We start from the raw sequence: 13,849 nt of genomic DNA, 5'->3' as shown, positions 1-13,849 counted from the left end.
GCCGACGACGGCACGGGGGCCGCGCCGCCCGGCGGGCCGCGGCGGGCCGCCGAGGTGGCCACCGCGTGGGAGGGCCTGCTGCGGATCAGGGCGCTGCTGCTGGACGGCGCGACGGACGTGCCCGCGCCCTGGGAGCGGGACCGCGCGGTGCACGCGGTCGCGCTGGCGCTGGAGGCGGGCGGCTGCCCGGCGTCCGGGCACGGCGGCGCGGGGTACGCGGTGACGGCCGGCGGCCAGGACGGCCTGCCGGAGATCGCCTGGCGCGGCACCCCCGACCGGGCCGCCGCCGCAGAGGCGCTGGCCCGGTGCGCGGAGCTGCTCGGCCGCTGCGGCTGGCAGTGCACCGAGCACCGCGCCCGCGACGGTGCGCCCTTCCTGCTGGCGTCGCCGCGCAGGACCCGCTGACCCCATCTCCCCGCCGCCGCACCGCGATCGGTGCCTGGCGGGGCCGCCGCGTGCCCCGCGTCCGGGCGGTCGGAGAATCACCGACTTCCGCCCCGTGTATGACGGTTGAGTGTCGTGAATATTGCGAAGAACTATCGCTGTTTTGCACAGACTCATGGACTTACTGCGTCGACGCTCGTAGTCTCTGCAGCGCCCCGGCCGGGCGCTCACGCATCCCCCCACTCCCGAGCCGCAAGGACCTGCCTGTGTCGCACCCACCGCACAGCCCTCAGCCGACTCCCCCGACCCCTCAGAATTCCGCCGCACTCCCGACTCCCCGACGGCACCGGCGGTTCGGACGCCGCGGCATGGCAGCGGTCCTGTCCTTCGCGGTGGCCGGCGCCGCCGCGCTGACCGCCGTCACCCTGGTGGGCGCCCCCACCGCGCACGCCGCGGGCGGTGTGCCCGCCCCGTCACCCGTCGGCATCTCCGGGCGCGGCGCGACCGTGCCGTTCAAGGAGCTGGAGGCCGAGTACGCCAACACCAACGGCACCCTGATCGGCCCCGACCGGCTGTACGGCCACCTGCCGTCCGAGGCCTCGGGCCGCCAGGCGGTCACGCTCAACGCGGTCGGCCAGTACGTGGAGTTCACGCTGACCGCGCCCGCGAACGCGATGTCGCTGCGCTACAGCCTGCCGGACTCCGCCGACGGCAAGGGCCGCAGCGCCGGCCTGGACGTGCAGGCCGACGGGCAGTCGGTGAGGACGCTGCCGGTGACCTCGAAGTACAGCTGGTACTACGGGGGTTACCCGTTCAACAACAACCCGGGCGACAGCAACCCGCACCACTTCTACGACGAGGCCCGGACGATGTTCGGGACCACCTACCCGGCGGGCACCCGCCTCCGCGTCCAGGTCACCTCGACCGCCCAGTCGCCGACCTTCACCATCGACCTGGCCGACTTCGAGCAGGTCGGCAGCCCGATCGGCAAGCCCGCGGGCGCCATCGACGCGGTCGCCGACTACGGGGTCGACCCGACCGGCGCCACCGACTCCACCGCGAAGATGCAGGCCGCGGTCGACGCGGGCAAGGCGCAGGGCAAGGTCGTCTACGTCCCGCAGGGCACCTACACGCTCTACAGCCACGTCATCGTGGACGGCGTCACCGTCCAGGGCGCCGGCCCCTGGTACACCGTCTTCGGCGGCCGCGACCCGGTGAACCGCGCCAACGCGGCGGGCTTCTACGGGAAGTACGTCAACCAGGGCGGCCCGAGCACGAACGTGAACCTCAAGGACTTCGCCATCATCGGCGACATCCAGGAGCGGGTCGACGACGACCAGGTCAACGGTCTCGGCGGCGCGATGTCCAACTCGACGGTGGACGACCTGTGGATCCAGCACGTCAAGGTCGGCGCCTGGATGGACGGTCCGATGGACCACTTCACCATCAAGAACAGCCGCATCCTGGACACCACCGCCGACGGCGTCAACTTCCACATCGGGGTGACCAACTCGACGGTGACCAACACCTTCGTGCGCAACACCGGTGACGACGGCCTGGCGGGCTGGCCGGAGAACAAGCCGAACGTCAACGACAGCTTCGACCACAACACTGTGGTGCTGCCGATCCTGGCGAACAACATCGTCACCTACGGCGGCAAGGACTTCAATCTGTCCGACAACGTCATGGCCGACACCATCACCAACGGCGGCGGCCTGCACATCGCCAACCGCTACCCCGGGGTCAACGCCGGCTCCGGTACCGCGGTCGCCGGCACCATCACCGCGGCCCGCAACACCCTGATCAGGACCGGGAACAGCGACTACAACTGGCAGTTCGGCGTCGGCGCCATCTGGTTCGACGGACTCCAGGGCCAGGTCAACGCCAACATCCAGATCAGCGACACCGACATCCTGGACAGCTCCTACGAGGCGATCCAGTCCATCGAGAGCGGCGTCACCGGCGTCACGATGAAGAACGTCAACATCGACGGGGCCGGCACCTACGCCATCCAGGCGCAGGCCGCGGCGCAGATGACCTTCATCAACGTCAAGGCCAAGAACATCGGCCAGGCCGCGACCCCGATCCACAACTGCGTCGGCACCTCCCTGCAGATCACCGACGGCGGCGGCAACTCCGGCTGGAACACCGGCCAGACCTGCACGGGCACCTGGCCGGCGCCGATCTGGACCAACGGCGGCGTGCCCACCGGCGGCAGCGGCGGCACCACGGGCGGCAGCACCACCCCGCCGACGACCCCGCCGACCACTCCGCCCACGACGCCCCCCACCACTCCCCCGACGACCCCGCCGACCACCCCCGCGAGCGGCAACCTGGCGCTGAACCGCCCGGTCAGCGACACCGGCCACGCCGACGTCTACACCGCGGGCAACGCCGTCGACGGCAACGCCGGCACCTACTGGGAATCCACCAACAACGCCTTCCCCCAGTCGATCACCGTCGACCTCGGCGCCACCAAGACCGTCGGCCGCCTGGTGATCAAGCTCCCGCCCGCCACCGCCTGGGCCACCCGCACCGAGACCCTGGCCGTCCTCGGCTCCACCGACAACACCACCTGGACCACCCTGAAGACCTCGGCCGGCTACACCCTCGACCCCGCCACAGGCAACACCGCCACCCTCACCCTGACCCCCACCGGCACCCGCTACCTGCGGCTCACCGTCACCGGCAACACCGGCTGGCCCGCCGCCCAGCTCTCCGAACTGGAGGCCTACTCCTCCTGAGCCGCCTTCACTCGTGCCGAGGTGACGTCTAAGGTCGGGCACCATGGAATACCGTCACCTCGGCCGCAGCGGCCTGATCGTCAGCGAGATCGCCTACGGCAACTGGCTCACCCACGGCTCCCAGGTGGAGGAGGACGCCGCAACCGCGTGCGTCCGCGCCGCCCTGGACGTCGGCATCACGACCTTCGACACCGCCGACGTCTACGCGCAGACCCGCGCCGAGTCCGTCCTCGGCAGGGCGCTCAAGGGCGAGCGCCGCGAGAACCTGGAGATCTTCACCAAGGTCTTCTGGCCCACAGGCCCCGGTCGCAACGACCGGGGCCTGTCGCGCAAGCACATCATGGAGTCGATCGACAACTCGCTGCGACGGCTGCAGACCGACCACGTCGACCTCTACCAGGCGCACCGCTACGACCGGTTCACGCCGCTGGAGGAGACGATGGAGGCCTTCGCCGACGTCGTGCACTCGGGCAAGGCGCACTACATCGGCGTGTCCGAGTGGACGGCCGACCAGATCCGCCGCGGCCACGCGCTGGCCCGCGAGCTGCGGATTCCGCTGGTGTCCAACCAGCCGCAGTACTCAGCGCTGTGGCGGATCATCGAGGGCGAGGTCATCCCCGCGTCCGAGGAGCTGGGCCTGGGGCAGATCGTCTTCTCGCCGGTCGCGCAGGGCGTGCTGACCGGCAAGTACCTGCCGGGCGAGCAGCCGCCGGCCGGCTCCCGCGCCACCGACGACAAGGGCGGCGCCACCATGATCGGCCGCTGGATGCGGGACGACCTGCTGGCCCGCGTCCAGGAGCTGAAGCCGCTGGCCGACGACGCCGGCCTGTCGATGGCCCAGCTCGCGGTCGCCTGGGTGCTGCAGAACCCCAACGTCTCGGCGGCGATCGTCGGCGCGTCCCGCCCCGAGCAGGTCGCGGAGAACGCCAAGGCCTCCGGCGTCCGCCTGGACGCCGAGGTGATGGCGAAGATCGACCGGATCCTCGACCCGGTCGCGGTGACCGACCCGCACAAGGTCCACGAGAACGTCCCGACGGCCCGGCCGTAACGGGTAGGACGGCCGTGCGCGCGGCGGTAGTCTGACTACACATCTGTAGTCATTCACCGCCGCGGCCGGACCTCCGGATCACGTGCCCGCCGCAGGGAGGGGCCAACCGCGCGATGACCGTCCGCCTCCGCCGGTCCCGGCTGCTGCCGCCCGCCGTGCTCGCCGCTGCCTTCGCCCTGCTGGGCTGGCTGGTGCTGGCCAGGCACGGCACGCCCTACGCCTTCGACACCGGGCCGCACCGCTGGTCGGTCGCGCACCGCCCGCACGCCGCGGCCGCCGCGGCCCGGGCCGTCACCGACGCGGGGACGGGTCCCTACCCCTATCTGGCCGCCGCACTCGGCGGATGGCTGGCCGGCGGGCGCACCCTGCGGCACGGGCTGCGGGTGGCGCTGCTCGCGGTGCTGGTCCTGCTGGCAGGCCAGGGGCTGCGCACCCTGCTGGCGGCGGCGCTGCACCGGGCCAGACCGCCCGTCGCGGACTGGGCCGCCCATGCGTCGGGCCACTCCTTCCCCTCGGGGCACACCGCGTCCAGCGCGATCGCCGCGGGCCTGCTCGCCTGGGGCCTGCTGCGTGCCCGGCCGGGCACCCCCGGCCGCGTCATGGCCGCGCTCTGCGGCCTGGCGGCGGTCGCGATCGGCTGCACCCGGGTCTACCTGGGTGTGCACTGGCCGTCCGACGTGGTCGGCGGCTGGCTGTTCGCCGCGTGCTGGCTCACCGCCCTGCTGCCGCCGCTGGCCGCGTACGCGGACCGTACGCCGGAACCGGGCTCCGACTCCGACTCCGACGCGGACCCGGACCCGGACCCGGACCCGGACCGCTGACGGTCAGACGGACACGCCGTGGGCGCGCAGGTAGCGCAGCGGGTCGATGTCGTCGCCGTAGACCGGCCCGGTCCTGATCTCGAAGTGCAGATGCGGCCCGGTGACATTGCCGGTGGAGCCGGAGCGGGCGATCCGCTGGCCCTCGTTGACCTGCTGGCCGACCTTGACCGAGATCTGCGACAGGTGGCCGTACTGGCTGAAGTGGCCGTCCGCGTGCCGGATCACCACCTGGTAGCCGTAGGAGCCGCCCCAGCCGGCGGTGACGACCCTGCCCGCGGCGACCGAGTGCACGGCGGTGCCGGTCGGGACCAGGAAGTCCATGCCGGTGTGGTAACCGCTGGCCCAGTGGCTGCCCGAGGCGTGGTACGGCGTGCCGAGCGAGGCGTGCACCGGCAGGGTGTAGCCGGTGTGCGGGGCGGTGGCCGGCTTGGTGTGGGCCGACACGGCGGTGACGGTCTTCTTCGGGGCGGGCTTGGGCGCCGGCTTGGGCTTCGCGGCGGGCCGGGGCTGCGGGGCCGTCCTCTGTACGGCCTTGGCCGGCGCGGCCTTCGCGGGCGCCGCCTGCGACGCGTGCGGTGCGGTCAGCGCGAGCCGCTGGCCGGGCAGGATCAGGTCGGGGTCGCCGCCGACGACCGAGCGGTTGTCGGCATACAGCTTCGGCCAGCCGCCCCTGACGTGCTGGTCGGCGGCGATGCCGGACAGCGTGTCGCCGGGGACGACGGTGTAGCGGTCGTGCCCGGCCGCCTTCGCCGGGGCCTGGGCGTGCGTCGCGGCCGGGGCGGACTTCGCCGTGCTCCTGGCCGGGGACGGCTTCGCGGTACCGGTGTGCGCCGGGGGCGCCTTCTTCGCGGTGCCGGTGTGCGCCGTCGCGGGCCTGATCTTCGCCGCGGGGACCTGCACGGTGTGCGAGGCGGTGGCCGCCTCGCGGGTGAGCCCGGCCCTCACCGAGCAGACCGGCCAGGCGCCCGGACCCTGGCTGCGCAGCACCCTCTCGGCCACCGCGATCTGCTGGTTCTTCGTGGCCATGTCGGCGCGGGCCGCGTACGTGCCGCCACCGAAGGACTTCCAGGTGGAGGACGTGAACTGCAGGCCGCCGTAGTAGCCGTTGCCGGTGTTGATGTGCCAGTTGCCGGAGGACTCGCAGTTGGCGACCTTGTCCCACACCCCGGCCGACTCGGCGTGGGCGCTGCTCAGCCCGATCAGCGGGAGCGCGAGGCCCGCCCCGCCCGCGGTGACGGTCAGCGAGGCCTGGGAGACCCTGCTCGGGCGGTAACGGCGGTGGCGTCCGCGTAAGGGCATAGCGCGAGTCCTCCCCGGGACCGGTCCGGCGCCGCGCTCCGCGGCCCGGGCTGCCATACGCCCGAATTGCCGGGCGGCCACAGAGTAGGCCCGCCCCGGGCGGGCCACAAGGGCGCACTGCCACGAGTACGTCCCCGGTACGCCGCACGGTGCAGGCGGGGAATCACCGGCGGGCGTGAGCGTTGGAAAGAGGGTGAGCTCCGTACTGCGCGACACGCCGTTCTCGATCCTGGACCGGTCGAGGACCAGGGAGGGCGGGGACGGCCCGCGGGCACTGCGCGACACGGTGGCGATCGCCCGGGAGGCCGAGGCGCTCGGCTTCCACCGCTTCTGGGTCTCCGAGCACCACGGTGTGCCGGGCGTCGCGGGCTCCGCGCCCACGGTCCTGGCGGCCGCGGTCGCCGCGGCCACCTCGCGTATCCGGGTCGGTACGGGCGGGGTGATGCTGCCCAACCACCGGCCGCTGGTCGTGGCCGAGCAGTTCGGCGTGCTGGAGTCGCTCTTCCCCGGCCGGATCGACATGGGCCTGGGCCGCTCGGTCGGCTTCACCGACGCGGTACGCCGGGCGCTGGGCCACGGCAAGGAGGCGGCGGGCGCTTTCGGCGAGCAGGTGGCGGAGCTGCTGGGGTGGTTCACCGGCGGCCAGACCGCGCACCCAGGGGTGCACGCGTGGCCCGCGGAGGGCCTGCGCCCTGCCCCGTTCCTGCTGGCCACCGGCAGCGGCGCCGACCTCGCGGCGGAACTCGGGCTGCCCCTGGTCATCGGCGGGATACGCGGCGAGGACGCGATGCTGCGGTCGGTCGACCGCTACCGTGCCGCCTTCCGGCCGTCGCCGTGGGCCGCCGCGCCGTACGTCGTCCTGTCCGGTACCGTCGCGGTCGCGCCCTCGCCGCAGGAGGCCCGCCGCATGCTGCTGCCCGAGGCCTGGTCGACGGTGTACTCCCGCACGCACGGTGTCTTCCCCCCGCTGATGCCGGCGGAGGCGGTCGAGGCGATGACGATGACCTCTGCGGAACGAGCGCGCTTCGACGCTGCGCTTGCCGGGCAGCTCCACGGTGTGCCCGAGGCGGTCGCCGCGGAGCTCGCGGGGCTCCTCGGGCGGAGCGGGGCGGATGAGTTCCTGGTGACGACCAGCACGTATGACCGCCGTCGGCTTCTGGAGTCCCACCGCCTCCTGGCCGGCCTCCTCTCCTGACCCCGGCGGGTCCTGCCTCCCCCTTGCGGAAGGGTCGCCGCACTGCGCGAGGGAACCCCCCAGGGGGCTGGTCGGAGTACGGAGTCACCCCAGGGGGTGGACGGGGGCGCCCGGATGGGTCCCGCCACCGCGCCCGGAGAGCGCTGGCGTTCATACGGTGAACGCATGAGCAACCGCCGCGCAGCCACCCGTGTCCGCCGCCGCGTCGCCGCCGTGTTCGGCGCGGGATGCTGTCTGGCCGTACTCGCCGTACCGGCGTACGCGGCAGGGGATTCGCAGGTCGGCGGCGCCCTGCTCGGCGAGCCGGGCGTGCACGTGGACCGCGAGGACGGCGCACCCCGGCTGCCCTCCGGCATCAGCGCCCTGTCGTGGACCGTCTCGGATGCCAGGACCGGTCAGGTCCTCGCCGCGAAGAACGCGCACCGCGAACTGCCGCCCGCGTCCACGCTCAAGACGCTGTTCGCGGTGACCGTGCTCCCCCGCTTCCCGGCGGACGAGACCCACACGGTCGCCGACGGGGACCTGGAGGGCATCGGTGCGGGCAGCAGCCTGGTCGGGGTGCAGGCCGGGCAGACGTACACCGTCGCCGACCTGTGGCGCGGCGTCTTCCTCGCGTCGGGCAACGACGCCGTCCACGTCCTCGCGCACATGAACGGCTCGGTGCCGCTGACGGTGTCCCAGATGCAGGCCAAGGCGGAGATGCTGGGCGCCGACGACACCCATGTCGTCTCGCCCGACGGCTACGACTACCCCGGCCAGGTCTCGTCCGCGTACGACCTGGCGCTCTTCGCCCGCGCAGGGCTGGCGAACCGCGACTTCGCCTCCTACGCCTCGACGGTGAGCGCGCAGTTCCCCGGCGGCTTCGACGCGCACGGCGTCTACGTGAAGTCCTTCGGCATCCAGAACACCAACCGGCTGCTGACCGGCGCGAGCGGCGTGACCCCGTACCCCGGGCTGATCGGGGTGAAGAACGGCTACACCACCAACGCCGGCAACACCCTGGTCGCCGCCGCGACCCGGGAGGGCAGGACGCTCATCGTCACCGTGATGAACCCGCAGTCGGGCCTGCCCCAGGCGGTCTACAAGGAGGCGGCCAAGCTGCTCGACTGGGGCTTCGACGCCGCGGGCCGCAGCGCCTCGGTGGGCACCCTGAACGCCGCACCGACCGCCTACCACCTCAAGGGCATCCCCGCGCAGGCCCCGGCGCCGGCCAAGCAGGAGCCGAAGCAGCAGACCCGGCAGAAGAAGGCGGCACCATCCGAGCAGAAGCCGGCCCCTGCGCCCGCGGCGCACTCCTCGAACACCTCGGCGCGGGCCTGGTACGTCGGCGGCGGCCTCGCCGTGGTCGCGGCCGCGTCCGTCCTGCTGCTGCGGCGCAGGACGGGCGGCGGCCGCAACCGGTGACCGGTCGCCGCAGCGCGCGGCGGTCAGCGTGCTACAGTGCAAGCAGCATCTGTCTGCGCCCTCTTCTCAGCGGCGCCGGTGCTGGTTCCGAATCCCCACCGCCCGACGGCAGTCCCGTTCGGCCCGGTGGCTCTTCTCAGCAGTCGTGAGCATGCCGGTTCCCCACAACCTCATGTGCGACGACGTGCGCCGGTTCGCCCCCAGCGCCGTGGCCCTCTGCCACGGCCCGGGCCACCAGGCGATGTCCGCGGTCCGCGGAGCGTGATCTGTCCGCTCGCGCCGCACACCCCTGTTTCCGTCCGCGAAAGGACGACTTCTTCATGACCGACACACTCGAACGGCCGGACGTACGGCCGCAGACAACCAGCCGGGTGGCGGGTGTCCTCGACATCCAGGGCTCCGGCGGCCAGGGCCGGCTGCGCACCTCCGGGTGGCACGCCACCCCCGGCGACGTCCAGGTCTCCGCGGCGCAGATCCGCAAGGCGGGGCTGCGCAGGGGCGACCTGGTGGAGGGCACGACCGCACGGCCCGGCGCCCTCGGCGACGTCCTGCTGGTCAACGGCCTGCCCGCACAGCACCGCAGGCCGCACTTCGCCGACCTGACACCGCTTCACCCGCGCGAGCGGCTGCGCCTGGAAAGCGGGCTGCTCAAGGGCTCGGGCGCGCTGTCCGGGCGGCTGATGGACCTGCTGACCCCGGTCGGCAAGGGCCAGCGCGGGCTGATCGTGGCCCCGCCCAAGGCGGGCAAGACCATCCTGCTGCAGAACATCGCGGCGGCGATCGCCGCCAACCACCCCGAGTGCCACCTGATGGTGGTGCTGCTCGACGAACGGCCCGAGGAGGTCACCGACATGCGGCGCAGCGTGCGCGGCGAGGTGCTGGCCTCGACCTTCGACCGGCCCGCGCGGGAGCACATCGCGCTGGCGGACCTGGCGATCGAGCGGGCCAAGCGGCTGGTGGAGCTGGGGCAGGACGTGGTGATCCTGCTGGACTCGCTGACCCGGCTGTGCCGGGCGCACAACACGGCGGGCGCGAGCAGCGGCCGCACGCTGTCCGGCGGTGTGGACGCCGCCGCACTGCTGGGGCCGAAGCGCTTCTTCGGGGCGGCGCGGCTGGCGGAGGAGGGCGGTTCGCTCACCATCCTGGCGACCGCGCTGATCGACACCGGCTCGCGGGCGGACAACTTCTACTACGAGGAGCTGAAGAGCACCGGCAACATGGAGCTGCACCTGGACCGCGCGCTGGCGGAGCGGCGGGTCTTCCCGGCCGCCGACGTGACCGTGTCCGGCACCCGGCGCGAGGAACTGCTGCTGCCGGCAGCGGAGTTGCCGGTGGTGCGCGGGCTGCGGCAGGTGCTGCACGGCCGGGACGCGCAGTCCGGCCTCGACGTCCTGCTGGACAAGCTGCGCAAGACCCCGGACAACGCGGCCTTCCTGCGGCAGGTGCAGGGCACGCTCCCCGGGGCGGGCTGACCGCCGGCGGGCGGAAATCCGGTGGCCCGCCGGGAGCGGGCCGCGTGATGATCGGGCGCATGGACGCGAACGCGGGGATCGGCGGGGACGGCGGCGGCACGCAGGACGGGGCCGGGGGCGGTGCATCCATGGTCGAGGCCTTCCTGCGGGACGGCTTCGTGAAGATCGAGGGGGCCTTCCCCCGGGAGACCGCCGAGGAGTGCGCGGCACTGCTGTGGCAGGAGACCGGGTGCGACCCCGGCGACCCGGCGACCTGGACCGAGCCGGTGCACTGGGTCGGCGGGATGGCGCAGCCGCCCTTCGCGGCCGCCGCCAACACCCCGGTGCTGCATGCCGCGTTCGACCTGCTGGTCGGCGCGGGCCGGTGGGTGCCGCGGGACTCGCTCGGCTCCTTCCCGCTGCGCTTCCCGCACGAGGAGGAGCCGGACGACGCCGGCTGGCACATCGAGGGGAGCTACCTCCCGGAGGGCGCCGACTGGTACTTCACCAACGTGCGGTCCCGGGACCGTGCGCTGCTGATGCTGTTCCTCTTCACCGACGTCGACGAGCACGACGCCCCGACGCGTGTCCGGGTCGGCTCGCACCTCGACATGCCGCCGCTGCTCGCCCCGTACGGCGAGGCGGGCGTGTCCGGGCTCGCGCTGGCACCCGCCCTGGTCGCCGCGAGCGGGCACCGGCCCGTCGTGCAGGCCACCGGGCGGGCCGGCGACGTCTTCCTGTGCCACCCGTTCCTGGTGCACGCGGCACAGCCGCACCACGGCAGCAGGCCGCGCTTCCTGGCGCAGCCGCCGCTGTATCCGGCGGTGCCGCTGGAGCTGGAGCGGGCCGACGGGGCGTACTCGCCGGTGGAGTCGGCGATCCGGCAGGGGCTCGGCGGCTCGGACGGCGGCGGGCCGGTCGGCTAGCGTGCGGACCATGCTGCACGGACGGGACGGGGAAGCGGCGGAGCTGCGCGTGCTGCTGGACGGCGCGCGGGCCGGGCGCAGCGGGGTGCTGGTGCTGCGCGGCGAGGCCGGCATCGGCAAGACCGCGCTGCTCGACGACGCGGTGGCCGCGGCAGGCGACATGACGGTGGTGCGCGGCTCCGGCGTCGAGTTCGAAGCGGAACTGCCGTACGCCGGACTGCAGTTGCTGCTGCGTACGGCGCTGGGCGCGCTCGACGCGCTGCCGGAGCCGCAACGGCGGGCGCTGCGGGCGGCGTTCGGCCTGGCGACCGAGGGCGCGGGCGAGCCGATGTTCGTCGGGCTCGCGGTGCTGTCGCTGCTGTCGGAGCACGCGGGCGACGGGCCGCTGCTGTGCGTCGTGGACGACGCCCAGTGGCTGGACCGGGCGTCGGCCGACGCGCTGCTGTTCGCGGCCCGGCGGCTGGACGCGGAGGGCGTCGCGCTGGTCTTCGCCGCGCGGGACGGCGAGGGCGCCTTCGCCGCGCCGGGGCTGCCGGAGCTGCGCCCCGCGCCGCTGGACGAGGCCGCGGCGGCCGCGCTGCTCGCCGACCGGGCGGGTCCGCTCGCCGAGCCGGTACGCCGCCAGGTGCTCGCCGAGGCGCAGGGCAATCCGCTGGCGCTGCTCGAACTCCCGGTCGGCCTGGGCGGTTCGGCCGCCGGCACCGGGGTGGCGGGGACGCTGCCGCTGACCAGCCGGCTGCAACTGGCCTTCCACGGCCGGGTCAGCCATCTTCCGCAGGCCACCCAGACGCTGTTGCTGGTGGCCGCGGCGGACCACACCGGCGAGTTGGGCACGATCCTGCGGGCCGCGGCCGACCTCGGCGCGGACGTCGCGGACCTGCCGCCCGCGCAGGACACCGGGCTCGTCACGGTGGAGGGCACCGCGCTGCGCTTCCGCCACCCGCTGGTGCGGGCCGCGATCCACCAGCGGGCCGCGCTGCCTGAACGCCTCGCCGCGCACCGCGCGCTGGCCCGCGCCGCCGACCCGGAGCGCGAGGCGGACCACCGGGCATGGCACCTGGCCGCCGCGGCCACCGGCCCCGACGAGACGGTGGCGACCGCGCTCGAACAGACCGCGGGCCGTGCCAGGGAGCGCAGCGGCCACACAGCGGCAGCCGCCGCGTACGCCCGCGCCGCCCGCCTGAGCACCGACCCCGGTGGCCGTCTGCGCCGCCTCCTGCTGGCCGCGGAGTCCGCCTCCGAGGCCGGCGAGATCCCCCAGGCCCGCGCCTTCGCCGACCAGGCCGCCCAGGCCGCACGCCCGGCGGCCACCGGGAGCGGGCCGCCGGGCGAGGCCGGCGCCGGGCGGGCGGGGGCGCGGGCTCGGGCGATGTCCGTGCAGGGGCTGGCGGACTTCTGGGAGGGGGACTTCCCCGGGGCGCACCGGGTGCTCGTCGAGGGAGCCGGGCTGGTCGCGGGAAGCGATCCGGCGCGGGCGGCGCGGATGCTGGTGCAGGCCACGCACACCGCGTGGTACCTCGGCGCGGACGAGGTCGCCGACACCGTCGAGCGACTGGCGGCGCTCGCGCTGCCCGCGGGAGCCCCGATCCTGCCGGTGGCCCGGTTCCTCACCGGGGCGCTGGGCCGGGAAGCGGCCGGGCGGACGCCCCCCGAGGTGGGTGCGGCCGCGGCGGCCGCGCGGGCGGCGCACGGCGGGCGGGTCGACCCGCGGGACCTGGTGATGCTGTGCGGGGTGGGCCTCACGCTCGGCCAGGACGCCCAGTCGCACGAGCTGACCACCGCACTGGCCGCGGAGAGCCGGGAGAGCGGCGGGGTGGGCCGGCTCACCACGATCATGTTCTTCCGCGCCGAGGCGGAGATCTTCGACGGCCGCTACGACGACGCGGCGGCGACGGCCGCCGAGGCCCTGCGGATCGCCGCGGACACCGGCCAGCGGCAGTGGGTGAGCCAGTTGAGCAGCGCCCTGGCGCACATCGCCGCGGTGCGCGGCGACGGGCAGGAGTGCCGCCGCATGGTGGACGCCGCACTCGCGGGCGGCTCGGGCACCGCGATGGCGCCGGGCGCACCGTGGGCGTACTGGTCGCAGGGCCTGCTGGAGCTGGGGCTCGGCCGCGCGCAGGCCGCGCTGGAGCGGCTCGCGCTGCTCGGCGAGGAGTCCGTGCGGCACCACATCTGCGCGACCCGCAGCGTCCCCGACCTGGTGGAGGCCGCGGTCCGGCTGGGCGTGCCGGAGCGCGCGGACGCGCCCTTCGGCCGGTTCGAGGCGTGGGCGGCGCGGTCGGGGCAGGGCTGGGCGGCGGCGCTGGTGGCCCGCTGCCGGGCGCTGCGGGCGCCGGACGACGCGGCGGAGGCGTACTTCCGCGAGGCGCTGGCGGCGCACGACCCGCACCGGCGGGCCATGGAGTCGGCCCGCACCGCGCTGCTGTACGGCGAGTGGCTGCGGCGGGCGCGTCGCAAGAACGAGGCCCGCACCCGGTTGCGCGGCGCGCTGGACACCTTCGAGCGGCTCGGCGCGCGCCCGTGGGCGGACCGGGCGCGCGGCGAGCTGGGCGCGGCGGGCGGCGCGGTGCCCGAGGC

General features: G+C 74.5%; 9 protein-coding genes and 1 pseudogene. 9 read left to right on the top strand and 1 reads right to left on the bottom strand.

Going from position 1 to position 13,849, the window contains the following annotated elements; translation table 11 throughout:
- The 4 genes and pseudogenes from NFU81_RS39150 to NFU81_RS39135 all read left to right on the top strand — a co-directional run.
- Positions 1-405: pseudogene (locus NFU81_RS39150) on the top strand (hypothetical protein); the annotation flags it as partial.
- Between the two features lie 347 nt (positions 406-752).
- Positions 753-3,128 carry a discoidin domain-containing protein gene (locus NFU81_RS39145; RefSeq protein WP_251501642.1) on the top strand — a complete coding sequence of 792 codons (2,376 nt, stop codon included), beginning with the start codon at positions 753-755 and terminating at the stop codon, positions 3,126-3,128.
- Between the two features lie 43 nt (positions 3,129-3,171).
- The gene (locus NFU81_RS39140) at positions 3,172-4,176 is read left to right on the top strand and encodes an aldo/keto reductase family protein (RefSeq protein ID WP_251501641.1); all 1,005 of its coding nucleotides are present in this window, start codon (positions 3,172-3,174) and stop codon (positions 4,174-4,176) included.
- 113 nt (positions 4,177-4,289) lie between these two features.
- Positions 4,290-4,997: a phosphatase PAP2 family protein gene (locus tag NFU81_RS39135; protein ID WP_251501632.1), complete on the top strand. Its 708-nt coding sequence runs from the start codon at positions 4,290-4,292 to the stop codon at positions 4,995-4,997.
- A gap of 3 nt (positions 4,998-5,000) precedes the next feature.
- Here the strand turns inward: NFU81_RS39135 and NFU81_RS39130 are convergent, their stop codons facing one another.
- A complete protein-coding gene (locus tag NFU81_RS39130) occupies positions 5,001-6,296 on the bottom strand; it encodes a transglycosylase family protein (RefSeq protein WP_251501629.1) in 1,296 nt (431 codons plus the stop codon).
- Positions 6,297-6,489: 193 nt separating this feature from the next.
- On the opposite strand from NFU81_RS39130, the gene NFU81_RS39125 reads away from it, so the two are divergent.
- From NFU81_RS39125 to NFU81_RS39105, 5 genes are all read left to right on the top strand, one after another.
- Entirely contained in the window at positions 6,490-7,491 is a 1,002-nt protein-coding gene (locus NFU81_RS39125; protein ID WP_251501626.1) for an LLM class flavin-dependent oxidoreductase, read from the top strand.
- A 165-nt stretch (positions 7,492-7,656) separates the two neighbouring features.
- A complete protein-coding gene (locus tag NFU81_RS39120) occupies positions 7,657-8,895 on the top strand; it encodes a D-alanyl-D-alanine carboxypeptidase family protein (protein ID WP_251501624.1) in 1,239 nt (412 codons plus the stop codon).
- Between the two features lie 320 nt (positions 8,896-9,215).
- Positions 9,216-10,367: a transcription termination factor Rho gene (rho, locus tag NFU81_RS39115; protein ID WP_251501621.1), complete on the top strand. Its 1,152-nt coding sequence runs from the start codon at positions 9,216-9,218 to the stop codon at positions 10,365-10,367.
- Between the two features lie 128 nt (positions 10,368-10,495).
- A complete protein-coding gene (locus NFU81_RS39110; protein ID WP_251501643.1) occupies positions 10,496-11,272 on the top strand; it encodes a phytanoyl-CoA dioxygenase family protein in 777 nt (258 codons plus the stop codon).
- 10 nt (positions 11,273-11,282) lie between these two features.
- Positions 11,283-13,849 (top strand): AAA family ATPase (locus NFU81_RS39105; protein ID WP_251501618.1); only part of this gene is annotated, 2,567 nt, incomplete at its 3' end.

It is taken from the genome of Actinacidiphila cocklensis (assembly GCF_907177275.1).
Taxonomy (GTDB): Bacteria; Actinomycetota; Actinomycetes; order Streptomycetales; family Streptomycetaceae; genus Actinacidiphila; species Actinacidiphila cocklensis.
This window is presented reverse-complemented; position numbering and strand designations above follow the sequence as displayed.